The sequence below is a fragment of the Allokutzneria sp. A3M-2-11 16 genome (assembly GCF_024213555.1).
GTDB lineage: Bacteria > Actinomycetota > Actinomycetes > Mycobacteriales > Pseudonocardiaceae > Allokutzneria.
This window is the reverse complement of sequence record NZ_JANAVO010000001.1, coordinates 81,904-104,685: the sequence shown is the minus strand read 5'-3', so window position 1 is coordinate 104,685 and position 22,782 is coordinate 81,904. Positions and strand designations below refer to the sequence as shown.

General features: G+C 70.1%; 26 protein-coding genes. 17 read left to right on the top strand and 9 right to left on the bottom strand.

What is annotated here, in order from left to right:
* The first annotated feature begins 64 nt into the window (after positions 1-64).
* The 5 genes from NLX83_RS00515 to NLX83_RS00495 all read left to right on the top strand — a co-directional run bounded on the left by NLX83_RS00515 (position 65) and on the right by NLX83_RS00495 (position 3,965).
* Positions 65-1,345 carry an adenosylmethionine--8-amino-7-oxononanoate transaminase gene (locus NLX83_RS00515; RefSeq protein ID WP_254232876.1) on the top strand — a complete coding sequence of 427 codons (1,281 nt, stop codon included), beginning with the start codon at positions 65-67 and terminating at the stop codon, positions 1,343-1,345.
* Between the two features lie 10 nt (positions 1,346-1,355).
* On the top strand, positions 1,356-2,072 hold the full coding sequence (gene bioD / locus NLX83_RS00510) for a dethiobiotin synthase (protein ID WP_254232875.1): 717 nt from the start codon (positions 1,356-1,358) through the stop codon (positions 2,070-2,072).
* A 76-nt stretch (positions 2,073-2,148) separates the two neighbouring features.
* On the top strand, positions 2,149-3,159 hold the full coding sequence (gene bioB / locus NLX83_RS00505; protein ID WP_254232874.1) for a biotin synthase BioB: 1,011 nt from the start codon (positions 2,149-2,151) through the stop codon (positions 3,157-3,159).
* Positions 3,156-3,347 (top strand): biotin synthase auxiliary protein BsaP, encoded by a 192-nt coding sequence (gene bsaP / locus NLX83_RS00500; protein ID WP_254236256.1) that lies wholly within the window; start codon positions 3,156-3,158, stop codon positions 3,345-3,347. The genes bioB and bsaP overlap by 4 nt, the downstream gene beginning before the upstream one ends.
* A 3-nt stretch (positions 3,348-3,350) precedes the next feature.
* Positions 3,351-3,965: a DUF2567 domain-containing protein gene (locus NLX83_RS00495; protein WP_254232873.1), complete on the top strand. Its 615-nt coding sequence runs from the start codon at positions 3,351-3,353 to the stop codon at positions 3,963-3,965.
* Between the two features lie 147 nt (positions 3,966-4,112).
* Here the strand turns inward: NLX83_RS00495 and NLX83_RS00490 are convergent, their stop codons facing one another.
* The 4 genes from NLX83_RS00490 to NLX83_RS00475 are packed head-to-tail and all read right to left on the bottom strand — an operon-like array spanning position 4,113 to position 6,594.
* Positions 4,113-4,670, bottom strand: coding sequence for a PIN domain-containing protein (locus tag NLX83_RS00490; RefSeq protein ID WP_254232872.1), 558 nt, complete (start codon positions 4,668-4,670; stop codon positions 4,113-4,115).
* Between the two features lie 18 nt (positions 4,671-4,688).
* Complete coding sequence (locus NLX83_RS00485) at positions 4,689-5,153, bottom strand: helix-turn-helix domain-containing protein (protein WP_254232871.1); 465 nt, start codon at positions 5,151-5,153, stop codon at positions 4,689-4,691.
* A gap of 57 nt (positions 5,154-5,210) precedes the next feature.
* Entirely contained in the window at positions 5,211-5,885 is a 675-nt protein-coding gene (locus NLX83_RS00480; protein ID WP_254232870.1) for an LON peptidase substrate-binding domain-containing protein, read from the bottom strand.
* 10 nt (positions 5,886-5,895) lie between these two features.
* Positions 5,896-6,594, bottom strand: a complete 699-nt coding sequence (locus tag NLX83_RS00475; protein ID WP_254232869.1) for an NUDIX hydrolase — start codon at positions 6,592-6,594, stop codon at positions 5,896-5,898.
* A gap of 92 nt (positions 6,595-6,686) precedes the next feature.
* Here NLX83_RS00475 and nadA point away from each other — a divergent pair, with 92 nt between their 5' ends.
* The 5 genes from nadA (at position 6,687) to NLX83_RS00450 (ending at position 11,788) form a co-directional block, all read left to right on the top strand.
* Complete coding sequence (gene nadA / locus NLX83_RS00470) at positions 6,687-7,688, top strand: quinolinate synthase NadA (protein WP_254232868.1); 1,002 nt, start codon at positions 6,687-6,689, stop codon at positions 7,686-7,688.
* Positions 7,685-9,322: an L-aspartate oxidase gene (locus NLX83_RS00465; protein WP_254232867.1), complete on the top strand. Its 1,638-nt coding sequence runs from the start codon at positions 7,685-7,687 to the stop codon at positions 9,320-9,322. Before nadA ends, NLX83_RS00465 begins: the two co-directional genes overlap by 4 nt.
* A gap of 37 nt (positions 9,323-9,359) precedes the next feature.
* A complete protein-coding gene (gene nadC / locus NLX83_RS00460) occupies positions 9,360-10,253 on the top strand; it encodes a carboxylating nicotinate-nucleotide diphosphorylase (protein WP_254232866.1) in 894 nt (297 codons plus the stop codon).
* A gap of 176 nt (positions 10,254-10,429) precedes the next feature.
* The gene (locus tag NLX83_RS00455) at positions 10,430-11,320 is read left to right on the top strand and encodes a hypothetical protein (protein ID WP_254232865.1); all 891 of its coding nucleotides are present in this window, start codon (positions 10,430-10,432) and stop codon (positions 11,318-11,320) included.
* A gap of 111 nt (positions 11,321-11,431) precedes the next feature.
* Positions 11,432-11,788, top strand: coding sequence for a hypothetical protein (locus tag NLX83_RS00450; RefSeq protein WP_254232864.1), 357 nt, complete (start codon positions 11,432-11,434; stop codon positions 11,786-11,788).
* A gap of 44 nt (positions 11,789-11,832) precedes the next feature.
* Here the strand turns inward: NLX83_RS00450 and NLX83_RS00445 are convergent, their stop codons facing one another.
* From NLX83_RS00445 to NLX83_RS00435, 3 genes are all read right to left on the bottom strand, one after another.
* Entirely contained in the window at positions 11,833-13,047 is a 1,215-nt protein-coding gene (locus NLX83_RS00445; protein WP_254232863.1) for a sensor histidine kinase, read from the bottom strand.
* Positions 13,044-13,724 (bottom strand): response regulator transcription factor, encoded by a 681-nt coding sequence (locus tag NLX83_RS00440; RefSeq protein ID WP_254232862.1) that lies wholly within the window; start codon positions 13,722-13,724, stop codon positions 13,044-13,046. The genes NLX83_RS00445 and NLX83_RS00440 overlap by 4 nt, the downstream gene beginning before the upstream one ends.
* 75 nt (positions 13,725-13,799) lie before the next feature.
* The gene (locus NLX83_RS00435; RefSeq protein ID WP_441296802.1) at positions 13,800-14,618 is read right to left on the bottom strand and encodes a carbon-nitrogen hydrolase family protein; all 819 of its coding nucleotides are present in this window, start codon (positions 14,616-14,618) and stop codon (positions 13,800-13,802) included.
* 20 nt (positions 14,619-14,638) lie between these two features.
* Between NLX83_RS00435 and NLX83_RS00430 the strand changes: the two genes are divergently transcribed.
* A complete protein-coding gene (locus tag NLX83_RS00430) occupies positions 14,639-15,259 on the top strand; it encodes a GntR family transcriptional regulator (RefSeq protein WP_254232861.1) in 621 nt (206 codons plus the stop codon).
* Positions 15,260-15,384: 125 nt separating this feature from the next.
* Here the strand turns inward: NLX83_RS00430 and NLX83_RS00425 are convergent, their stop codons facing one another.
* Positions 15,385-16,689, bottom strand: a complete 1,305-nt coding sequence (locus NLX83_RS00425) for an MFS transporter (protein ID WP_254232860.1) — start codon at positions 16,687-16,689, stop codon at positions 15,385-15,387.
* Between the two features lie 54 nt (positions 16,690-16,743).
* Here NLX83_RS00425 and NLX83_RS00420 point away from each other — a divergent pair, with 54 nt between their 5' ends.
* Entirely contained in the window at positions 16,744-17,418 is a 675-nt protein-coding gene (locus NLX83_RS00420; protein WP_254232859.1) for a DUF2848 domain-containing protein, read from the top strand.
* A 139-nt stretch (positions 17,419-17,557) separates the two neighbouring features.
* Here the strand turns inward: NLX83_RS00420 and NLX83_RS00415 are convergent, their stop codons facing one another.
* A complete protein-coding gene (locus NLX83_RS00415) occupies positions 17,558-17,770 on the bottom strand; it encodes a helix-turn-helix domain-containing protein (protein ID WP_254232858.1) in 213 nt (70 codons plus the stop codon).
* A 53-nt stretch (positions 17,771-17,823) separates the two neighbouring features.
* Here NLX83_RS00415 and NLX83_RS00410 point away from each other — a divergent pair, with 53 nt between their 5' ends.
* From NLX83_RS00410 to NLX83_RS00390, 5 genes are read left to right on the top strand one after another with little or no spacing between them, the layout of a single operon-like run.
* Positions 17,824-19,422: an ABC transporter substrate-binding protein gene (locus NLX83_RS00410; protein WP_254232857.1), complete on the top strand. Its 1,599-nt coding sequence runs from the start codon at positions 17,824-17,826 to the stop codon at positions 19,420-19,422.
* Positions 19,419-20,402, top strand: a complete 984-nt coding sequence (locus NLX83_RS00405) for an ABC transporter permease (protein WP_254232856.1) — start codon at positions 19,419-19,421, stop codon at positions 20,400-20,402. Before NLX83_RS00410 ends, NLX83_RS00405 begins: the two co-directional genes overlap by 4 nt.
* Positions 20,395-21,252 (top strand): ABC transporter permease, encoded by an 858-nt coding sequence (locus NLX83_RS00400; RefSeq protein ID WP_254232855.1) that lies wholly within the window; start codon positions 20,395-20,397, stop codon positions 21,250-21,252. The genes NLX83_RS00405 and NLX83_RS00400 overlap by 8 nt, the downstream gene beginning before the upstream one ends.
* A complete protein-coding gene (locus tag NLX83_RS00395; RefSeq protein WP_254232854.1) occupies positions 21,249-22,148 on the top strand; it encodes an ABC transporter ATP-binding protein in 900 nt (299 codons plus the stop codon). Before NLX83_RS00400 ends, NLX83_RS00395 begins: the two co-directional genes overlap by 4 nt.
* Positions 22,130-22,774, top strand: coding sequence for an ABC transporter ATP-binding protein (locus NLX83_RS00390; RefSeq protein ID WP_254232853.1), 645 nt, complete (start codon positions 22,130-22,132; stop codon positions 22,772-22,774). The genes NLX83_RS00395 and NLX83_RS00390 overlap by 19 nt, the downstream gene beginning before the upstream one ends.
* Positions 22,775-22,782: the final 8 nt, after the last annotated feature.

The window sequence follows — 22,782 nt, the reverse complement described above, 5'->3', positions numbered from 1 at the left end:
GGGGTGGGTTCGTTGTACTTGAAGACTGTCGAACCACCGTGCGGGCGGCGTTTAGCCTGCGTTCGTGACGCCTGAGCAACTGCTTGCCGCCGATCGTGAACACGTGTGGCATCCCTATGGACCGATGCCTGGGGTGCACGAGCCGTTGCTCGTCGAGTCCGCGCGTGGGGTGCGTCTGCGGCTCGCCGATGGGCGCGAGCTGATCGACGGCATGTCCTCGTGGTGGGCGGCGGTGCACGGTTACCAACACCCGGTGCTCGACGCGGCCGTGCGCGACCAGCTCGGCCGGATGAGCCACGTGATGTTCGGCGGCTTGACCCACGAGCCCGCGGTGCGCCTGTGCACGCGGCTCGCGGAGATCACCCCGGAACCGTTGCGGCACGTGTTCCTGTGCGACTCCGGCTCGGTCTCCGTCGAGGTCGCGGTGAAGATGTGCTTGCAGTACTGGCGTTCTCGCGGTCTCGGGGAGAAGCAGCGGCTGCTGACCTGGCGCGGCGGCTACCACGGCGACACCTTCCAGCCGATGAGCGTCTGCGATCCGCAGGGCGGCATGCACAGCCTCTGGAGCGGAGTGCTGCCGGAGCAGCTGTTCGTGCCCGCGCCGCCCGCCGGTTTCGACGCCGACGTGGACATGGCCTACGTGCAGCTGCTCGCCGACGAGATCGAGCGCAACGCCGACGAGCTCGCCGCGGTGATCGTCGAACCCGTGGTCCAGGGCGCGGGTGGCATGCGCTTCCACAACCCGCGCTACCTGCACGTGCTGCGCGAGCTGACCCTGGCCAACGACGTGCTGTTGATCTTCGATGAGATCGCGACGGGTTTCGGCCGCAGCGGTGCGCTCTTCGCCGCCGACCACGCCGGGATCAGCCCGGACGTGATGTGCCTCGGCAAGGCGCTGACCGGCGGTTATCTGTCCATGGCCGCGACGCTGTGCACCCCGGACGTGGCGGAGGGCATCTCCCGCGGAGAGCTGCCGGTGCTGGCGCACGGACCCACGTTCATGGGCAATCCGCTCGCGTCGGCGGTCGCCAACGCCTCGATCGATCTGCTGCTCGGGCAGGACTGGGCCGGTGAGGTCGCGCGCGTGGAGTCCGGCCTGCGCTCCGGCCTGGCCCCCGCCGCGGAGCTGCCGGGAGTCGCCGACGTCCGCGTCCAGGGCGCGATCGGCGTGGTGCAGCTCGACCACGCGGTGGACACGGCGACCGCGACGAAGGCGGCGACGGAGCACGGCGTGTGGCTGCGCCCGTTCCGCGACCTGATCTACGTCATGCCGCCCTACATCAGCACGGATGCCGAGGTCAACGCCATCGCCGCTGCTGTCGTGGCCGCCGCGGCGGTTGGGTAGCGTGCCCGCCGTGACGTTGCTTGTGATCACCGGAACCGGGACCGAGGTCGGCAAGACCGTCGCGACCGCCGCCGTCGCCGCGCTCGCTCTCGACGCGGGCAAACGGGTCGCTGTGGTCAAACCCGCGCAGACCGGGGTCCGGGCCGACGAGCCGGGCGACGTCGACGAGGTCGTGCGGCTCGCGGGCGACCTGAACACGCTGGAGCTCTCCCGCTACGACGACGCGCTGTCCCCCGAGGCCGCCGCGCGCCGCGCCCGGTTGTCCCCGGTCCGCCCCACGAAGGCCGCCGAGGCCGCGGCCGAGCTGACGAAGGACCACGACGTCGTGCTGGTGGAGGGCGCGGGAGGGCTGCTCGTCCGGCTCGACCACACCGGGGGCACCCTCGCCGACATCGCGTGGAACCTCCGTGCGCCGGTGCTGCTCGTCGCCGCGGCCGGGCTCGGGACGCTCAACATGGCCGCGCTGACCGCGGAAGCGTTGCGGCACAGGGGAATCGAGTGCCTCGGCGTACTGGTGGGCTCCTGGCCGGCGCAGCCGGACCTGGCCACCCGCAGCAACCTGCTGGACCTGCCCGTCGCGGCCCGCGCGCCCCTGCTCGGCGTGCTGCCCGAGGGCATCGGCAAGCACGAGCGCGCGGACTTCCTGCGCGTCGCGCGCGCCCACCTCGCCCCGCAACTGGGCGGGGAGTTCGACGCCGTGGCCTTCGCCGAGCAGAACTCAGCGTGACATTGACCGCATTGCCGTGCGGCTTTCCTCGGGCAGACTGCTGCCCGAAGCCGCCTTTGAGACAAGGGAGATCCGGGTGACCGTCGCCGACACCGACGTGCTGGACATCGCGCGCGAAGTGGTCTTGGAGCGCGGAGAGGGCCTGTCCGAGGCGGATGTGCTGCGCGCGCTGCGGCTGCCCGACGAGCGGCTGCCCGAGCTGCTGGAGCTCGCCCACCAGGTGCGGATGCGGTGGTGCGGCCCCGAGGTCGAGATCGAGGGCATCATCAGCCTCAAGACCGGCGGCTGCCCCGAGGACTGCCACTTCTGCTCGCAGTCCGGGCGGTTCCCGACCCCGGTGCGCTCGGCGTGGCTGGACATCCCCGGCCTGGTCAAGGCGGCCGAGCAGACCAGGGCCACCGGCGCGACGGAGTTCTGCATCGTCGCCGCCGTGCGCGGTCCGGACAAGCGGCTGCTGTCCCAGGTGAAGGCGGGCATCGAGGCGATCCGCGCCTCGGGCAACGACATCCAGATCGCCTGTTCGCTCGGCATGCTCACCCAGGAGCAGGTCGACGAGCTCAAGGCGATGGGCGTGCACCGCTATAACCACAACCTGGAGACCGCGCGCTCGCACTTCGCCAACGTGGTCACCACGCACACGTGGGAGGAGCGCTGGGAGACCCTGCTGATGATCCGCGAGGCGGGCATGGAGGTCTGCTGCGGCGGCATCATCGGCATGGGTGAGACCGTCGAGCAGCGCGCCGAGTTCGCCGCGCAGCTGGCCGAGCTGGGGCCGGACGAGTGCACGATGAACTTCCTCATCCCGCAGCCGGGGACGCCGTACGAGAACTACGAGGTGGTGCCGGGCAAGGACGCGCTGCGCACGGTCGCGGCGTTCCGGCTGGCGCTGCCCAGGGCGCTGCTGCGGTTCTCCGGCGGGCGCGAGCTGACCTTCGGCGACCTCGGCACCGAGCAGGGCATGCTCGGCGGGATCAACGCGATCATCGTCGGCAACTACCTGACCAACCTGGGCAGGCCCGCCGACAGGGACCTGGCGATGCTGACCGAGCTGAACATGCCGATCAAGGCGTTGAGCGAGACCCTGTGACGGTCCTCGGCGTGTACTGCGAGACTTGTGGGAAGCCGCAGGCGGACAATGAGCACGCGGTGTGCCGGGCGCGGCAGGAGATCAACCCGCCCCGGTACTGCCGTGAGTGCAGGCGGCGGATGGTCGTGCAGATCACCCCGACCGGCTGGTCCGCGCGGTGCAGCGTGCACGGAGACATTGAGGGGTAAGGGTTGACCGAGCAGCAGGGCGGTCGTGCGGTGCCGGTGCGGATACCGGCGGCCACCGACTCCGACTTCTACGAACCGCCCTTCGCGCTGCCCGAGCCGCCCAGGCCCCGGGTGGTGGTCAAGGCCGACCTGCTGCCCTCGCTGAGCGCGTTCTCGTTCATCTCGCTGCTCGGCGTCCCGGTGGCCTTCGCCTGGTCGCTGCTCGCGCCGGGCGAGCGCAAGGTGGTCAACAGCAAGGGCGAGCTGGTCAGCCTGCCGTGGGAGAGCTACCACCGCTACGACGCGCTCGCCGTGTTCCTGCTGATCGGCCTGGGCGTCGGCCTGCTCACCGGCTTCGGCATGTGGCTGCTGCGGCGGCGGCGCGGGCCGGTGATGATGATCGCCACCGGCCTCGGCTCCGCGGCCGCCGCGGCGCTCGCGATCCAGCTGAGCGGGCTGTTCGCCGGGTGGTGGTACCCGGTGCCGGGTTCGCTGCAGATCGGTGACGTGCTGGTGCAGGCCCCGGCGCTGACGCTGTGGTGGGCGGTGCTGGCGCAGCCGACCACGGCGCTGTTGGCCTACGGGGTCGCCACGGCGTGGAACGGCACCGACGACCTGGGCCGCCGCTTCGACCGCTGAGGTGGTTGGGGCGTCTTCAAGTACCCCCAACCCCCCTCCGACGCGTCTTTAACCGCACCAAATCCCGCCGCCGTCCGGGGGTTTGCTGCGGTTAGCGATCGCTGGGAGGCGGGTTGGGGGTCCTTGAAGACTGGGGAACCCGGGTCTCTAACGCGGAAAGTGGCTGCCGGAGCGAACTGCCCGGACAAATCGTGGCACGGTTCTTGCGAATCGCGTCAGGAATTCGTCAGCGCTCACTGCGGGGTTGCGGTGGGCGCTGATCTGTTCCAGTAGGCACCGCAGCGTGCTGATCGGATGCAAGTCGAGCTGGTCCAAGAGAAAGTCATCCGGATGCATCGCGTCGATGTCGTAGGGCGCGAGTGCCGATGAGGGGAAATCGGCGAGGTTCGCGGTGACGAGTACGGCTGCGTCACCGCGGATCGCCGCAGCCAGCACATGCCGGTCTTTGTGATCGTTCGTCATGGCGGGAACGAGATCCTCGTATCCCGTGATCATGGCGTCCGGGAATTCGCGGCGCATGTGCCCGATGCGAATCGCGGCCTTCTCCGGTGAGACTCCGAGCTTGGGGAGATTCCGTTCGACCTCGTCCAGCACCTCGTTCGACCACAACGCTCGATATGTTCCCGCCTCTGCGAGCCTCAGCAGGAGATCGGCGAGCCGGATGGGCACCAGGACGCACGCGTCGAGGAAGACGGGAAAAGCCACCGTGCGATTGTGTCGCAGTCAACGTGTACGGATAAATCCGTCCCCATTGTCGTAGGTGCCGTCCTCGGCAGCGGATCGCGTCATCTCGTCGAGCACGGCGCGGCGTCGCTCTCGCGCTCGTTCCTGATAAGCGACGACATCACTCAGCAGTACGCGACGGTGCCGTCCGCGCATGTGGAACTCGATCTCCCCGTCCTCCAGCAGCCGGACCAGCGTGGGGCGTGAGATGCCCAGCAGGTCGGCCGCCTCTTGGGTGGTCAGGAGCGTTGTGTGCGGGGCAATGGTGATCGCCATGCCCTGGGACAGCGCGTCAACCACGGTGCGCAGCACGTCGTAGACCTCCGGGGGCAAGGAGATGTGCGTGCCGTCCGGGTCGACCAGGGTCGCGCGCTGGGGGAGGTGCAGCACCTGGGCGAGTTCGTTGAGGTGTTCGAGGTGCTGCTTGGGTGGCAGCACGGTGTGGCGTTCCAGTGCTGTACTCATCGTGTCCTCCCGGCGGGCCAACCCCCAGGATATTCGAAAAAAACGAAAAGTCGAGCGTCAGTTCTTGGCGAAGTCGGCGGCGAACTCCGACAGCGGCGCGGGGACGGCGCGGAGCGAACGGAGGATCTCGGCCTCGCGCTTGAGCAGGCCGCGGACCATGCGGAGCCGGCGCACCGGGTCGCCCTCCTCCAGCAGCCGTTGCCGGTCGTCCAGCGACAGCAGGCAGTCCTCGGCGAGCACGTGGGCCAGCGTGGTCATGTCCTCGGAGGTGCAGGGCTCTCGCCAGTCCTCCTCGCGCCACGCGGTCGTGCAGTACGCGCGGTGCGCGGCACGGGCGAGGTCGGCGAGCTTGGCGACGAGCTCGGAGTCGGTCACGGGCGCGTCGGGCAGCCACTTCACCTCGGCCACGAGGTAGGGCGCCGCGTGGTGGTCGACGTCGACGAGCCGGAAGCGCCGCCGCCCGCGCACGACGATGTCGTAGCGGCCCTCGGGGAGCTGGCGGGCCTCGCGCAGCAGCGCGGAACAGCCGACGCGGTGCACGGCGGCCATGTCGTCGGTGCGCATGTCCCATCCCTGGCGCACGGAGACCACGCCGAAGGTGCGCTCCGGGCGCAGGCCCTTCACGAGGTCTATCACCAGTTGGCGGTAGCGGGGCTCGAAGATGTGCAACGGCATGGACGCTCCCGGCAGCAGCACGGCGCCAAGGGGGAAGAGGGGAAGCGTCTCGGTCACTTGGCTGACACTAAGGCCATCGTGCCGACCGCGCCGGGCGGTCGGGCGAGGGTGGGCGGAACACGGCGAAGGGGTCGGTGACCTGGAGGCCGCGGGCGACGAAGCGGAACAGCGCGGCCGGGCGACCGCCGGAGGGGCCGGGCGGGGCGGTGCTCCCGGTGGGTTCGAGCAGACCGCGGCGGGAGAGCACGCGTTGCAGGTTGGTCGCCGAGACCCGGTAGCCCAGCGCGGCCGAGTACAGCTCGCGCAGCGTGGAGACGGTGAACTCCCGCCCGGCCAGCGCGAAGCCGAGGTTGGTGTAGGACAGCTTGGCGCGCAAGCGATCCCGGGCTTTCTGCACGATGGCGTCGTGGTCGAAGGCCGACTCCGGCAGCGCGGCGACGGGGTGCCACGCGGTGTCCTCGGGCAGCACGGGGTCGACGTCGCAGGGGACCAGCCCGAGGAAGGCCGTCGCGACCACGCGCTCGCCCGGCACGCGGCCGGGGGCGCTGAAGACGGCCAGCTGCTCGACGTGGGTGAGCTGGCGGACGTCGACCTTCTCGGCCAGCTGGCGGCGGATCGAGGTCTCGACGTCCTCGGCCGGGCCCAGCCTGCCGCCGGGCAGCGACCAGCGTCCCTTGTCGGGGTCCAGGGCCCGCTGCCACAGCAGCACCTGGAGTGAACCGGATCTCACCTGCAGCACAGCTGCGAGCACCTCATGTACCGCCATCACTGAAGTTGATACCATCGAACCCGTTTTCGCTTGTTAGGCGAAAACCCGGGCGACGGGCAAGCGCCCGGCAGGCAGCGAGGAGAGCCCCGATGAGCACGACGGAGATCGCCCCGTACAGCGGAGTCACCCCCGACGCCGCCTGGGCGGAAGAAGTGCGGGACCTGGCCAGGAAGCGCGACGCGGTGCTGCTCGCGCACAACTACCAGCTCCCGGAGATCCAGGACATCGCCGACCACACCGGCGACTCCCTCGCGCTGAGCCGGATCGCCGCCGAGAGCGACGCCTCGACGATCGTGTTCTGCGGCGTGCACTTCATGGCGGAGACGGCGAAGATCCTCAGCCCGGACAAGACGGTGCTGATCCCGGACGCCCGCGCGGGCTGCTCGCTGGCCGACTCGATCACCGCCGACCAGCTGCGGGCGTGGAAGGCCGAGCACCCCGGCGCAGTCGTCGTCTCCTACGTCAACACCACCGCCGACGTGAAGGCGGAGACCGACATCTGCTGCACCTCCTCGAACGCGGTGGACGTGGTCCGCTCGATCCCCGAGGACCGCGAGGTGCTGTTCCTGCCGGACCAGTTCCTCGGCGCGCACGTTCGCCGCGAGACCGGGCGGGACAACATCCACGTGTGGGCGGGCGAGTGCCACGTGCACGCCGGGATCAACGGCCCGGAGCTGGCCGAGCGGGCCGCCGCGTTCCCGGACGCCGACCTGTTCATCCACCCGGAGTGCGGCTGCGCGACCTCGGCGCTCTACCTGGCGGGCGAGGGCACCGTGCCCGCCGAGCAGGTCAAGATCCTCTCGACCGGTGACATGGTGAAGGCCGCCCGCAGCACCTCGGCCACCTCCGTGCTGGTCGCCACCGAGGTCGGCATGCTGCACCAGCTGCGCAAGGCCGCCCCGGAGATCGACTTCCGCGCGGTGAACGAGCGCGCGTCCTGCCCGTACATGAAGATGATCACCCCGGCGGCGCTGCTGCGGGGCCTGCGGGAGAACGCCGACGAGGTGCACGTCGACGCGGAGACCGCCCGCCGGGCCCGCGGCGCCGTGCAGCGCATGATCGAGATCGGCACACCGGGCGGTGGCGAGTGACCGCGCCGCTGCGCGAGGTCGGCGCGGCCAACTGGGAAGCGCGCGCCGACGTTGTCGTGGTCGGGACCGGCGTCGCGGGGCTGACCGCCGCGCTCACCGCCCACGAGCTGGGCCTACGTGTCCTGGTGATCACCAAGGCGTCGGCCGAGGACGGCAACACCCGTTGGGCGCAAGGCGGTGTGGCCGTTGTCCTGCCTGGCCAACACGACGCGGGCGACTCGGTGGACCGCCACATCGCGGACACGTTGACGGCGGGCGCGGGGCTCTGCGACGAGCTCGCCACGGCCGCGATCATCCAGGACGGCCCGGCCGCCGTGCGCAAGCTGATGCGGCTCGGCGCGGCCTTCGACCTCGGCGAGGGCGGCAAGTTCGCCCGTACCCGCGAAGGCGGCCACAGCGCGTTCCGCGTCGTGCACGCGGGTGGCGACGCGACCGGAGCGGAGGTCGAGCGCGCGCTGCTGTCCTCGGTGCGCGACGGCCGGGTTCCCGTGCTGCACAACCACATCGCGGTTCAAGCACTGCACACGCCAGCCGGACAGGTTGCTGGCTTGCAGGTGCTCGACGGCGACGGGGTTCCCGGAGTGCTCCGCGCACCGGCGGTCCTGCTCGCCACCGGCGGACTCGGCCAGCTGTTCCAGGCGACGTCCAACCCCGAGGTAGCCACGGCGGACGGGCTCGCGCTCGCGTTGCGCGCCGGGGCGGCCGTCGCGGACGTGGAGTTCGTCCAGTTCCACCCCACGGTGTTGTTCACCGGAGCCGGTGCGCGTGGACGGTGTCCGCTGGTCACCGAGGCGGTTCGCGGCGAGGGCGCGGTGCTCGTCGACGCGTTCGGCGAGCGCGTGATGACGGGGGTGCACCCGCTGGGCGACCTGGCTCCGCGTGACGTGGTCGCCGCCGCGATCACCAGGCGCATGACCGAAACCGGCACCAACCACGTGTACCTGGACGCCACGCATCTCGGCGGCGAAGCCTTTCGGCGGCGGTTCCCCACGGTCCACGCGGCGTGCGAGGAGGTCGGGGTCGATCCCGCGACGGACGGGATTCCCGTTGCGCCCGCGGCACATTTCGCGTGCGGCGGCGTTATGTCCACTGTGGATGGACGCACGTCGCTGACCGGCTTGTACGCGGCGGGTGAGGTGGCGCGCACCGGGCTGCACGGTGCGAACCGCCTGGCGTCCAACAGCTTGCTCGAAGGACTCGTCGTCGGAGCGCGGGCGGCGCGCGCGATCGCGTTCGACCGCGGTGCCGGTCTGCTCGGCGATCCGCGTGCGGTGGAGGTCACCGATCTGCCCGCGGCTCTCGTCGCGGACCGGGAACCGTTGCAGGACGCGATGAGCCGCTACGCCGGGATCGGCAGGGACGCGGCGGGGCTCGCGGCCGCGCTGAGTGCCCTGGAGTCCTCAGTGCACCGTCCACTGAGGACACATCGAGCCGTGGAGGACGCCGCGCTCGCGCTGGCCGCACGAGCTCTGCTGACGGCGGCCGACGCGCGCACCGAGTCGCGTGGCTGCCACGTGCGGCTGGACCACCCTGGCCGCGACGACGCGCGGTGGCTGCGGAGCCTGCCGCTCCGCTTGGACGTATCCGGGCAGCCTGTGCTGCTGAGCACCATCGCATTGGGAGGTGCGGCATGAGGCCGCTCGCCGACGTACTTTTCCGCGCGGAGGCGACATGAGATCACTGTCGCCGGAGACGCAGATCAACCTCGCCGAGGCGGGCCTGGACCTGGAGGACGTGCGCCGGGTCGTCGACACCGCGCTGAACGAGGACCTGCGCTACGGCGCGGACGCGACGACGCTGGCCACGGTGTCCGCCGGGGCCATCGCGGTCGCGGACATCAACCCGCGCGTGCCGGGCGTGCTCGCGGGCGGGCCGTTGGCGCTGGCCGTGTTCGACGCGGTGCTCGGCGTCGGCGGTTACCAGGTGCTCGGCGTGCGGCCGGACGGTTCGCGGCTGCGAGCCGGGGAGTCCGCGCTCCGGCTGCGCGGTCCGGTGCGGGGGCTGCTGACCGCCGAGCGGACCGCGCTGAACCTGCTGTGCCACCTGTCCGGGGTCGCGACGACGACCGCGGCGTGGGTGGCGGAGATCGAGGGCACCGGCTGCGTGGTGCGGGACAGCCGCAAGACCCTGCCCGGCCTCCGGCTGTCGCAGAAGTACGCGGTGCGCTGCGGTGGCGGGCGCAACCACCGGCTCGGCCTCGGCGACGCGATCCTGATCAAGGACAACCACGTGGTCGCCGCGGGCTCGGTCGGGGCGGCGCTCAAGGCGGCCCGCGCCCACTCGCCGGAGCTGGAGTGCGAGGTCGAGGTGGGTTCGCTCGCCGAGCTGGACGAGGTGCTGGCCGAGCGCGCCGAGCTGGTGCTGCTGGACAACTTCACCGTCGAGGAGTGCGCCGAGGCCGTCCGCCGCAACCGGGCCGCGGGCGCGCCCGCGCGGCTGGAGGCATCCGGCGGGCTGAGCCTGGAGGTGGCGCGGGCCTACGCGGAGACCGGCGTGGACTTCCTCGCGGTCGGCGGGCTGACCCACTCCGCGAGTGCGCTCGATCTGGGGATGGACCTGGAGTAGGTCATTCGGTGCTCACTACCGCGTTCCCATGCACAACGGGTGAGCAAGATGAAGTTTCAATAAGGATTGCGCCGAAACGATCACCCGGATGGTCCACGCGGGGGCTCTTTTCCGTTAGTATCTGTCCGCAGGCAGTCATGCATGTGAAAGTTGTTCGGAAATTCGGGGGTAACTCTGTGGCCACCTCCTCGGACCGCCCAGTTTCGGCAGACCCGGTTTCGGCAGACACCGTCCGGCCCCGCCTGCTGCTGCTCTCCAGCGGCGTGCGGGACCACGACTGGGCGTGCGAGCGGCTCGGTGCCGACGCCTGGCTGATCACCTGCTCCGGCGAGGAGACACTGCTGGCCGACGCGCTCGCGGAGATGAACCTCCGCTGGGGTCGCCCGGACCGTGTCGTGCCACTGGACGCGAGGAGCATCCCGCTCGCCGCGCGGCTGCGCGCCACCCTCGGCCTTCCTTGCGCCGCAACGGAAAGCGCCCCTCTTGATCGGCGCGAGTCGCACCGGCGCGCCGTCGCCGCCGGGCTGCGGACCGTGCAGCTGCTCGACCGCGTCGCGCTGGAGGACTGGGACTTCCGCACGCCGGTGATCGCCAAGCCGGTCGCGCGGTGCGACGCGGGCATCCGCAGGCTCACCTCGTTCGACGACCTCGCCGACCTCGACCCGGACGCCGACGTGCTCTTCGAGGAGTGGGTGATCGCGCCGGTCTGCCACGTCGAGGGCATCGCGGTGGACGGCCGGATCGTCGCGTCGCGGTTGTTCTACTACGTCGGCCCCGGCGCGGGCCGGGTCCCCGTGACCAACCAGGTCGCCCAGGCCCGGCTGACCGAGGCCGCCGCCGACGTGGTCGCCGGGCTGTCCCTCCCGGACGGCGCCTTCCACATCGAGCTGTTCGACCTGCCGACCAACCCGATGCTGCTCGACGTCCTGGTTCCGTTCGCCCCGGTCGAGGACCGGTCCCGGGCCAAGAGCTGTGTCGCCTCGCGGGCCCCGCAGCGCGCGCGGGCCGCCGTTGTGGCGCCCGACCCCCGGTTAGCGCTGGACGCCTTTCGCTTCACCGCTGCTTGACATTGTTCGCGGTAGTGGCGGGCAGCGTCGCGATTTCTTTCGGCTCCTTTTCTGGGTCGCCTGCTTGACTCTCTCTCGTTGGTTTTCATCGAAACCGGATGGAGAGTTCTCATGGCACTGCCCTCGCTCAAGTCGTTTCTGGCCGTAGGCGCGCTGATGGTCGCGATCCCGCTCGCCGGAGCCCCCGCCGCGTTGGCCGCCGCCCCGGCCGAGAGCCAGGTCACCGCTGATCACCCGGTCCCGGGCAAGCCCGGCCACAGCAAGATCGTGATCAAGGGGATCGGCATCGGCAAGACCGAGAACGAGGCCGTCAAGGGTGCCAAGATCGGCGTGGCGAAGGGTCTCGCCGAGCACGAGAAGCGCACTGGGACGAAGTGCAAGCCCATTCACGAGTCGCTCATGCTGAAGAAGGACCACGACAAGTACATCGCCGTCGCCGAGCTGCACGCCTTCTGTGTGAAGCGCTGAGAAAAAGGGGAACGGAGCACACCCGACTCGCTCCGTTCCCCTTTTCAGCTGAAAGCGGGGATTCCGGTCGGCCGCACTTCCCGGTCGGCCGGTTCCCGGCGGCTGTCGGGGAACCAGAGCACGAAGGTGCTCCCGGTGCCGGGAACGCTGTCCAGGCCGACCCAGCCGCCGTGGCCCTCGACGATCTGCCGGACGATCGCCAGCCCGAGCCCGCTGTGCCCGCTCGTCGCCGCCGAGCGCTGCGCGGCCTGCCAGAACCGGTCGAAGACGCGGCTGTGGTCCTCCTTCGGGATGCCGGGACCCTCGTCGCGGACCGCGATCCAGCACCAGCCGCCAGCCCCGCCCGAGGCGAGCCGGACGGAGCTGCCCGGCGGCGCCACCCGCACGGCGTTGCTGAGCACGTTCGCCACCGCCCGGCGCAGCGCGTCGCGGTCACCGATCACGGTCGGGCCCGGCTCGTGCTCCTCGGTCAGCTCCACGCCGGAGTCCTCGGCGAGCAGCCGGTACTCGGCCCCGGCGTCGGCGGCGATCCCGGCCAGCTCGATATCGGCCTCGGCGAAGGCGAGCGCGTCGCGGCGACCGGTGGCGAGCAGGTCCTCGACCAGCCCGCCCATCCTGTTCAGCGCCCGCCCGACGATCGCGGTCGCCTCGCGGCGCTGCGCCGGGCCCACGTCGTCGCGGGAGAGCACGGCGTCCATGCTGGTCTGGATGATCGCCAGCGGGTTGCGCAGCTCGTGCGAGGCGTCGCCGAGCAGCCTGCGCTGGTCCTCGAAGGCCGTGTTGAGCCGGGCCAGCATGCCGTCGATGGTCTCGGCGAGCTCGCGCAGCTCGTCCTGGGGGCCGTCGAGCGCGATCCGGCGGCTCAGGTCGGTCGCGGTGATCTCCCTGGTGGTGCTGGTGATCCGGCGGATCGGGCGCAGCGCGCGGCCTGCCTGCCACCAGCCGACCGCGAGGCTGAGCAGGAACAGCAGCGCCAGCGCGAACAGCGAGTACCGGCCGAGCAGCGCCACCGCGCCGTAGGTGGTCTCCCGCTCCCAGTCGTGCATCACGGCCTCGAACTTCTTGGCGATGATCACGCTGCCGCCGTTGTCCAGCGCCATGTGCTCGATGGCCTTCATCGGCTTCTTGGCCTCGTCCACCGAGGCCAGGACGCTGAGGTACAGCAGACCGAGCACGACGACGCCGAGGGTGAAGACCCACGCGGAGTACGTGACGGTCATCCGGAAGCGGATCGTCGACGTCCAAGAGCTGAGGGTCACCCGACTTCCTTCAGTCTGTAGCCACGCCCGACCACGGTTTCGATCAGCGGGGGCGCGTCGGGCACGGTTACCTTGCGGCGCAACGTGCCCACGGTGACGCGGACGGTCTCGGTGAACGGGTTGGCGTGCTCGTCCCACACGTGTTCGAGCAGGTCCTCGGCGGAGACGACGTGCCCCGGCCTGGTCATCAGGTAGCGCAGGACCCCGAACTCCTTGCGGGTCAACGACAATGGCGTTCCCGCGCGGGACACCGTGCCCCGTGCCGTGTCCAGCTCCAGGTCGCCCAGCCGCTGCACGCAGCCGCCCGCGTAGACGTCCCGGCGCAGCAGAACCCGCACTCTGGCAAGGAGTTCGGCCAGCGCGAACGGTTTCACCAGGTAGTCATCCGCCCCGCGGTCCAGGCCCCGGACCCGGTCGGCCAGGCCGCCGCGCGCGGTGAGCATCAGGATGCGCGGCGGCTGCTCGACCTGCTCGGCCAACAGCTTCTGGCACAGGTCGAGCCCGTCGATGTCGGGCAGGTTCAGGTCAAGGATGACGAGGTCGTAGGAGTGGGTCCGGGCCTTGTCCAGTCCGGCGCACCCGGTCGCCGCGGTGTCCACCGCGTAGCCCGCGTGCGTCAGCCCGGCTTTGAGCCCGGTCGCCAGGTCCGGCTCGTCCTCGACGATCAGCAGCCGCATTCGCCGAAAGTATCGAGAAGGAGATTTCCGGGCCGTCTCCGCTTTCGCTGGATTTTCGGCGGATTTTCGCCCGGCTCAGAGCCTGCGGTTGACCAGCACCGGAATGGCCGCGCGGGCGGGCTCGACCTCTTCGGGGTCAATGAGGATGACTCGCGTTTCGGGCTCAGCGTCAAACGTCGTGTGCGCGCGCCCGAACGGGTCCGCGACGAGGCTGAAGCCGATCCCGGTCGGCGCTGTGCCCTGCTGGGGGAGCCCGACGCTGGCCGGGTCCGCCTGGCCGACCGCGACCACCCAGGACGTCGTGTCCAGCGCCCGCGCCCGGACCAGCAGCTCCCACTGCTCGCGCTTGCCCGGCCCGGCGCCCCACGACGCGGTCACCACGATCACCTTGGCGCCGCGGTCGGCGAGCGCGCGGAACAGTTCGGGGAAGCGCACGTCGTAGCAGACCGCGGCGCCGACCGTGGTCCCGCCGACGTCGAAGGTGACCGCGTCGGTGCCGGGCGCGACGGTCGCGGACTCCTGGAAACCGAAGGCGTCAAAGAGATGGATCTTGTCGTAGCCCTGGTGCCCGCCCGGTCCGGTGATCAGCAGCGTGTTGCGTACACGCCCGTCCGGCTCCGGCGTGAACATGCCCGCGAGCACGGTGACCCCGGCCGCCACGGCGATCTCCCGCACGGCGCTCGCCCACGGTCCGTCGAGCGGCTCGGCGACCTCGGCGAGCTTGGGGCCGCCGAAGCAGGCCATGGTCGCCTCGGGGAAGACGACCAGGTCGGCGCCCTCCGCCCGGCGGACGTGCTCGCGCACGAGCTCCAGGTTTGCGGCCGGATCGGGTCCGGAAACGATCTGGCACAGGGCGATGCGCACGGGCTCCTCCTGGTCTCTTTGTATGCTCACTGTATGCAAGGTGGTGGGCAATGAGGTCAGGGCGGGATCGGGCTTACGAGTTCCTGCGGAACACCGTGCTCAGCGATCCGGCGCAGCAGGGCAGCTTCATCAGCGAACAGGACATCGCCGATCGGATCGGCGTCTCCCGCACCCCCATCCGCGAGGCCCTGCTGATGCTGGCCGCCGAGGACCTCGTTCGCCTGGTGCCGAAGAAGGGCGCCTACATCGCTCCGGTTTCGGGGCGGGAGATCGCCGAGCTGATGGAGCTGCGCGGGGTGATCGAGCGGCACGCGGCCGAGCGCGCGATCGGCTCCCCCGTGGTCGCTGCGATGCGGAAAACCCTTGCGCGGCAAGGGCTCCTGATGAGCGAAGGGGATGAGGGCGAGTTCATCGAGCTTGATCACGAGTTCCACTCCGCCCTGGTCGCGGCGACCGGGAACGAGCTGATGGCCCGGATGTACGAGGGCTTGCGCGCCCGGCAGATCCGCTGCGGTGTCACCGCGCTGGTGCGCGCGCCCGGCAGGCAGAAGGCGGTGCTCGACGAGCACGAGGCGATCGTCTCCGCCCTGGAGGCCGGTGACGTCGAAGCCGCCGCCGCCGCGATCACTCACCACCTCGAAACCACCCGCGACATCCTCCTCACCTCCTGACCGTGGACGGGGCGTCTTCAAGTACCCCGAACCCACCCGCGAGCCGTCTCAAACCGCCCCCAACCCCGGGGTTCGTGGCGGTTTGCGATAGCTGGGGCGGGGGTTGGGTGTGCTTGAAGACGGGGTCACGTGGGGGTGAGGGCGCGGTCTTCGGCTTCGGCTTGGTGGGGGTCTCGGCCGAGGCGGACGCCCACCAGGGTGATCGCGCCGGTGACGGCTAGGTAGGCGGCTACGGCCAGCCAGCTGCCGAATTCGGCGAAGAGCCAGGTGAACAGCAGCGGCGCCACCGCTCCGCCGATCACGCCTGCGAGGGTGTAGGCCAGCGAGCTTCCGGTGTAGCGCAGGCGCGGCGCGAACTGCTCGGAGATGAACGCCGCTTGCGGCCCGTAGAGGAACGAGTGGATCGCCAGGCCGCCGATCACGCCCAGTACCAACAAGAACAGCGAACGCTGCTCGGCGAGCGGGAAGAACACGAACGGCCACGCGACCGCGCACACCGTTGCCACGGCATAGGTTCTCCGTCGGCCCCAGATGTCGGAGAGCGCCCCGGCGAGCGGGATCAGCACGAGCTGCGTGGCCGAGCCGATCATGATCGCGGTGAGCGCCCAGCTCTGCGGCAGCTTGAGGACCTGGGTGGTGTAGGTCAGCGTGAACACCGCGAACAACGCGTAGAGCACGTCGGGGCAGACCCGGCACAGGATCGCGGCGATCAGCGGGCGGGCCTGCGTGCTGAAGACCTCGCGGACCGGCGCGACGGGGCGATCTCCGTGCTCCGCGATCGCTTTGAAGACAGGCGTTTCCTCCAGTTTCACCCTGATCCACAGTCCAAAGAGGACAAGAACCGCGGAGAGCAGGAACGCCACTCGCCAGCCCCAGCTCAGGAACTGCTCCCGGCTCAGCGTCCCGGTGAGCACGGCGAGCACGCCGTTGGCCAGCAGGGTTCCCGCGGGCGGGCCGACCTGGGCCGCCGACGCCCAGAAACCGCGTCGCTCCGGGTCGCCGAACTCGCTGGACAGCAGGACCGCGCCGCCCCACTCGCCGCCGAGCCCGACGCCCTGGGCGAAGCGCAGCAGCACCAGCAGGACTCCGGCGCTGGTGCCGATCTGGTCGTGGGTGGGCAGCACGCCGATGAGGAAGGTGGCGATCCCGGTGAGCAGCAACGTGATCACCAGGACCCGTTTGCGGCCGATCACGTCGCCGAGCCTGCCGAAGACGATCCCGCCGAGCGGGCGCGAGACGTAGCCGACCGCGTAGGTGGAGAAGGCGATCAGCGTCTCGGTCAGCGCGTCGCCGCTCGGGAAGAACAGGTGCCCGAAGACCAGCGCGGCGGCCGAGGAGTAGATCGCGAAGTCGTACCACTCCAGGGCGGTACCGGAGAGGCTGGCGGCGAAGGCACGCGCCAGTGCGGAACGGCTTGGTTGCTGTGCCATGCGTGTGATACTGACTGTATACAACACGTATGCGCAAGTGGAGGTGGGTCGACCGTGACCGAGCTGGTGTTCGAGCTGCCCGACGGCTCCCAGGTTCCCGTGGCGGTGAAGTACCTGCTCAACGGTGGTTACGCGGGCCGGAGCCAGGAGGACGTGGCCGCCCACGTCGCCGAGCTGGCCGACCTGGGCGTGCCCGCGCCCTCGACCACTCCGTGCCTGTACCCGGTGGCGCCGTACCTGGCGCAGCAGGCCACGAGCGTGCCGGTGCAGCACGGGAAGACCTCGGGTGAGGCGGAGTGGGCGCTGATCGTGACGGAAGACGACGTGCTGCTGACGGTCGCGTGCGATCACACCGACCGCGATCTGGAGGTGCACGGTGTCGCGTGGAGCAAGCAGGCCGCTCCGGACGTGCTGGGCACGCGGGCGTGGCGGTTGTCCGACGTGGAGGCCCGCCTCGATGAGCTGACCCTGACGGCGTGGGCGGACGACGAGATCATCCAGCGCGGCACGCTCGCCGAGCTCCTGCCGCCGTCCTACTGGCTCGCGGAGCTCAAGGCGCGCGGTCTTTTCGAGCCGGGCACGATCCTGCTCTCCGGCACGATCCCCATGCTGCCGGGGGTGAACCAATTCGCCCGCTCGTGGCGCGTGGAACTCGCCGACCCCACGTCTTCGGAGCGCCCCCTCACCCTCTCCTACACCACCTCACCACTCCCCACCCCCGTCGGCTGAGGTGGCTAGAGATCTCCCGTTTCGTACTCTTATCGGGGTTTAGAGCGCTCTAATTCGCGGCTTTGAGTACGAAACGGGGTTTTTCGGCCACGCCAGCGGAGGTGGGGTGGGGCGGGGTGAATCGTTGTGAGGTGGGAGTTTAGTCCATGGCGTCGATGAGGTGGCGCATGGTGTTCGCGGCCAGGGAGGGGCGGATGCGGGCGGCTTCGAAGTCGAGTACCGCCTGGAGGGGCAGGTTGGCGGCCTCGGCCAGTTGGGCGTGGGTCCAGCCGCGGCGTTCCCGGACCTCGCGGACGAGCTTGGCGAAGTCGGCCACCTCGTACGGCAACAGGGCTTCTGCTTCGGTCGGCATGACCAACACCGTAGCTGTTGCAAGGCGGTGGCAGGAGTTCCTAGGGTCGTCGCGTGCTCTTCACACGCCGTAGGCGGCTCGCCGGCTCCGCCCTGATCGCTGTCGCGGCACTCTCCGCGTGCACGACGCCATCCACTCCCGATCGGCAGACCGGCCCGGACCGCACGAGCATGGTGCTGGCGGACGGCTATGAGCCGGAGACGCTGAACCCGCTGCTCGGCTTCGGTGAGGAAGGCGCCTCCAAGCTCTTCGACGGCCTGGTGGAGCACCGCGCCGACCGCAGTGTGCGCGCCGCGCTCGCCGCCGAGGTGCCGCAGCCGTCGCCGGACGGCCGGACCTGGACGGTGAAGCTTCGGTCTGGCGTGAAGTTCCACGACGGCAGCACCTTCGGTTCCGAGGACGTCGTCGCGAGCTACCGGGCCGTGCTGGACCCGGCGTTCGCTTCCACCGTCCGCGCCAACTACTCCATGGTCACCGCGGTGGACGCGGACGGGCCGTCGACGGTGCGCTTCACGTTGGCCTACCCGTACGCGCCGTTCGCCCACCGCCTGGTGCTGGGCGTCGTGCCGAGCGAGGCGGTGGCGCAGCCGGGACCGCTTGAGCGTTCGCCGTTCAACGGGAAGCCGGTCGGCACGGGGCCGTACAAGCTCACCGAGTGGCGCAAGGGCGACCGCATGGTGATGGAGGCCAATGACGACTATTTCCTTGGTGCGCCGAAGGTTCGCAAGCTGACCGTGGTCTTCGCGATCGACGACAACACGCGGGCGCAGCGGATGAAGGCGGGCGAGTTCGACGGTACGGCGCTGCCGCCGTTGGCCGCCAACGGGTTGTCCGACGTGAAGGGCGCCCAGATCATCAAGCACTCCAGCGCCGACTACCGCACCGTGGTCATGCCGATGGCCAACCCGGTGACCGGTGATCGCGCGATGCGGCTCGCGCTGAACTACGCGATGAACCGCGCGGGCATGATCCAGGCACTGCTCGGTGGGCGGGGCCAGCCCGCGTCGACGCCGATCCCGCAGGCACTGCCCGAGTTCGTCGAGCCCACCGCGCAGTTCCGTTACGACAAGGACGAGGCCGCGCGGCTTCTGGAGCAGGCGGGTTGGGTCATGGGCGGGGACGGCGTGCGTGCGCGCGGTGCGCAGCGCGCGAGCTTCACGCTGATGTACCCGGCGGGCGACTCCGTGCGCAAGGACTTGGCGCAGGCGTTCGCCTCGGACGCCAAGGCGGTCGGTGTCGAGGTCAAGCTGGAGGGGCTCGGCTGGGAGGCCATCGAGCCGCGGATGGGCGCGGACGCGTTGGTGCTCGGCGGCGGCAACCCCTTCGACCCGGATCTCAAGTCCTACCCGCTGCTGCATTCCTCCTTTGCCGCCAACGGTTTCAACAACCCCGGCTCCTACCGCAACGCGCAGGTGGACGCGGCGCTGGACGCCGGGCGCAAGGAGACCGATCCGGCGCAGCGCGTCGCCTACTACCGCCAGTTCCAGCGTGCCTACGCGGCCGACCCCGCCATGGTGTTCCTGGCCTTCCTGGACCACACCTACGTCGTGCGCGACGGGTGGACCGGCTACCAGGAGGTCGTCGACCCGCACACGCACGGCCTGACCTGGGGCCCGTGGTGGAACGTGCAGAGCTGGGTTCCACGAGGGTGAGAAGTCGCGCACGTGACATCGCGGCGCTGGCGTTACGGCGGTTGGTGTTCGCGGTTCCGGTGCTCTGCGTCGTCGCGGTCGGCGTGTTCCTCCTCGGAGCAGCCTCGCCGTTCGACCCGATCCACCAGTACTACGGAGTGCAGATCTTCAGCGCCTCGGCCGAGGAGATCGCGCAGGCGCGAGAAGCCTTGGGGCTCAACGACTCGTTGATTGTCCAATTTGGACGATGGGCGGGTGGGTTGTTGTCCGGGGACCTCGGCGTGAGTCGCTCGTTCCGGCAGCCGGTCGCGCAGGTGATCGGCGAGCGCCTGCCGTGGACTCTCTTGCTGGTGGTCGTGGGGCTCGTGCTCGCGGTGCTCATCGCGTTGGTGCTCGGTGTGCTCGCGGCGTGGCGGCAGGGAGGTTGGCTTGACCGGTGTGTCACGGCGATCGGCCATGCCCTGGAAGGCATTCCGCCCTTCGTGCTCGCACTCGTCGCGATCGCGGTGTTCTCGTTGTCACTGGGGTGGTTCCCGGTCGCGGGGCTGACCGATGCGGGTGCGGAGGCGACTCTCGGTCAGGTGGCGTCGCACCTCGCCTTGCCCGCCTTGGTGCTGGCCGTCTCGCAGACGCCGTGGTTGGTGCTGCACGTTCGGCAGTCGCTGCTCACCGCGTTGTCGGAGGACCACGTGACGGGAGCCCGTGCGCGCGGACTCGCTGAACATGTTGTGGTGCTTAGACATGCGTTGCCTACCGCGTTGCTGCCATTCGTGACGCTGATCGGAGCTCGGGTGCCTGAGCTGGTCACTGGTGCGGTTCTGGTGGAAGAGGTCTTCTCGTGGCCGGGTGTGGCGAGCGCTGTGGTCCGCGCCGCGCTCGCGGTGGATTTTCCTTTGCTGGTGGTGCTTTCGTTGCTCGCGACGGCCGCGGTGCTGATCGGTTCCTTGCTCGCGGACGTGGCGGCTGCGGTGCTCGACCCGAGGGTGGCCGTCGATGGTTGACCAGTGGCGACGCGTCGGCCGGGCGCGGACCGGCACGCCACGGCTGGTTTGGGGAGCCGTCACGCTCGCGGTCCTTGTGCTCGGCGCGGTGTTCCTGCCGTGGTTGGGTGAGCTGGACGAGAGCCTGATCCACTACGAATCTGTGCGCCTTGCTCCGTCGTTGGAGCACCCCTTCGGCACCGACGCGGGTGGTCGGGATCTGTTGCTGCGGGCGTTTGCCGGGCTTCGGGTGTCGTTGTTGGTGGCGGTGCTGTGCGCGGTCATCTCGACAGTGCTCGGCGTGCTCATCGGCGGCCTGTCCGGAGCCGTTGGCGGGTGGCCGGATCGGCTGATGATGCGCTTCGTGGACACGCTGAACTCCGTGCCGCACCTGCTGCTTGGGATCGTGATCGTGGCTCTGTACCGGGGAAATCTGACCGCTGTGGTTGCTTCGATCGCGCTGACGCACTGGACGACGGTCGCGCGGATCGTGCGCGCTGAGGTGCTTTCCTTGCGGGAGCGGCCCTTCATCGACGCGGCGATCTCCGGTGGAGCTTCCCGGTGGCGGATTCTGCACCGGCATCTCGTTCCAGCGGTCGTTCCGCAGGCGGCGATGTCGGCGGTGTTGTTGTTGCCGCACGCGGTGTGGCACGAGACCGCGCTGAGCTTCCTCGGGCTCGGCCTGCCACCGCACATGGCCAGTATCGGCAACATCCTCGCGGAGTCCAGGGCGGCGGTGATGACCGGAGCGTGGTGGGTGGTGGCGTTCCCGTCGCTCGTCCTCATCGCGACGACCCTCGCGGTGTCGGGGTTGGCGTCAGTGTGGCGTGATCGCCTTGTGCCGCGGCGCAGATCGGAGTTGGCGCTGTGATCGTCCAGGGGTTGTCGGTTCGTTTCCTGTTGCGCGGAGCCGAAGTCCGCGCGGTCACCGACGCGTCGTTCGAGCTGCGCCCGGGGCGACTGCTCGCGTTGGTGGGGGAGAGCGGGTGCGGGAAGTCGGTTCTCGCCTCGGCGCTGCTGGGGCTGTTGCCGGGCAACGCCGAAGTTCGTGGCAGCGCGACGCTGGACGGCCTGGACGTGCTCTCCGCTGATGAGAAGACGTTGGCCACCAAGGTGCGTGGCCGAATGATCGGGCTCGTTCCGCAGTCGGCGGTCACCCACCTCACACCGGTCCGCACGGCGCGCAGCCAGCTCGCCGAGGCGGTGCGGGCGCTCAAGCCGGACCAGGATGTCGACGAGTTGGCTGAACGCGTTGGTCTGGAACCGCAAGCGCTGGACCGGTATCCGCACGAGCTGTCCGGTGGGATGGCCCAGCGCGTCGGGATCGCGATGGCCCTGGCCGGTGATCCGCAGATCATCCTCGCCGACGAGCCGACAAGTGGGCTGGACCGTCCGCTGGTGGACCGGACGATGGACCTGCTCGCCGGGCTGGCGGAGGAGGGCAGGGCGGTCTTGCTGATCACGCACGACCTCGCGGCGGCACGGCGCTCCGCGACCGACCTGGCGGTGATGTACGCCAGCAGGCTCGTGGAGCTGGGTCCGGCGGCCAAGGTGTTCGACGACCCGTTGCACCCCTACACGGCGGGACTGTTGAACGCGTTGCCCGAAGGCGGTTTCCGGCCGATCCCCGGGCATCCGCCGGAGCTGACGCACCTGCCGGACGGCTGCGCGTTCCGGCCTCGCTGCCCGGTCCCGGACACGTGCGGTGATGATCCTTCGCTGGTGGCCCACGGTGATCGGCTCGTCGCGTGCAGGCGCCCGTGCTGAGCGGGACCGGTCTGGTCGCCGGGTACCGCAGGGGTGTCACCGTTCTGTCCAATGTGGACATCAAGGTCGACCGCGGTGCCGTGCTCGGACTGGCGGGCCCGAGCGGCTGCGGGAAGTCGACGCTGGCCAAGGTGCTGACGCTGCTGCACGAGCCGTGGGCGGGGGAGGTCACGCTCGACGACGTGGTCGTGCGGCGCTTCCGGCACGCCGCCCCGCGTGCTCAGCGGACCGCGATCGGCGTTGTCTTCCAGCAGCCGCGGCTGTCGGTTGATCCGAGGTTCACCCTCCGCGAGATCGTCGTGGAGCCTTTGGCAGCCAATGGTTTTCCGGCGGAGGTGGGTGATCTGGCCGAGCGCGTGGGCCTGACCGAGGACCTGCTCGGCCGACGCCCGCACGAGGTCAGCGACGGGCAGTTGCAGCGCGCCTGCCTGGCGCGGGCACTGGCGCTCAAGCCGAGGTACCTGGTCTGCGACGAGATGACGGCGATGCTGGACGCGTCCACCACCGCTGCGCTGGTCGGCGTCGTGCAGGAGGAGGTTCACACGGCCGGAGTCGGTGTGCTGGCGATCAGCCATGACGAGGAGTTGCTCAGTGTGTGGGCCGACGATGTACAGCGGTGGGTTTGATCTCCTAC

Excerpts from the sequence above, each read along its gene's own strand:
- NLX83_RS00485 (WP_254232871.1), bottom strand. The coding sequence starts at position 5,153 with ATGAGTACAGCACTGGAACGCCACACCGTGCTGCCACCCAAGCAGCAC.
- NLX83_RS00475 (WP_254232869.1), bottom strand. The coding sequence starts at position 6,594 with ATGGCGGTACATGAGGTGCTCGCAGCTGTGCTGCAGGTGAGATCCGGT.
- nadA (WP_254232868.1), top strand. The coding sequence starts at position 6,687 with ATGAGCACGACGGAGATCGCCCCGTACAGCGGAGTCACCCCCGACGCC.
- nadC (WP_254232866.1), top strand. The coding sequence starts at position 9,360 with ATGAGATCACTGTCGCCGGAGACGCAGATCAACCTCGCCGAGGCGGGC.
- NLX83_RS00450 (WP_254232864.1), top strand. The coding sequence starts at position 11,432 with ATGGCACTGCCCTCGCTCAAGTCGTTTCTGGCCGTAGGCGCGCTGATG.
- NLX83_RS00440 (WP_254232862.1), bottom strand. The coding sequence starts at position 13,724 with ATGCGGCTGCTGATCGTCGAGGACGAGCCGGACCTGGCGACCGGGCTC.
- NLX83_RS00430 (WP_254232861.1), top strand. The coding sequence starts at position 14,639 with ATGAGGTCAGGGCGGGATCGGGCTTACGAGTTCCTGCGGAACACCGTG.
- NLX83_RS00425 (WP_254232860.1), bottom strand. The coding sequence starts at position 16,689 with ATGGCACAGCAACCAAGCCGTTCCGCACTGGCGCGTGCCTTCGCCGCC.
- NLX83_RS00415 (WP_254232858.1), bottom strand. The coding sequence starts at position 17,770 with ATGCCGACCGAAGCAGAAGCCCTGTTGCCGTACGAGGTGGCCGACTTC.
- NLX83_RS00400 (WP_254232855.1), top strand. The coding sequence starts at position 20,395 with ATGGTTGACCAGTGGCGACGCGTCGGCCGGGCGCGGACCGGCACGCCA.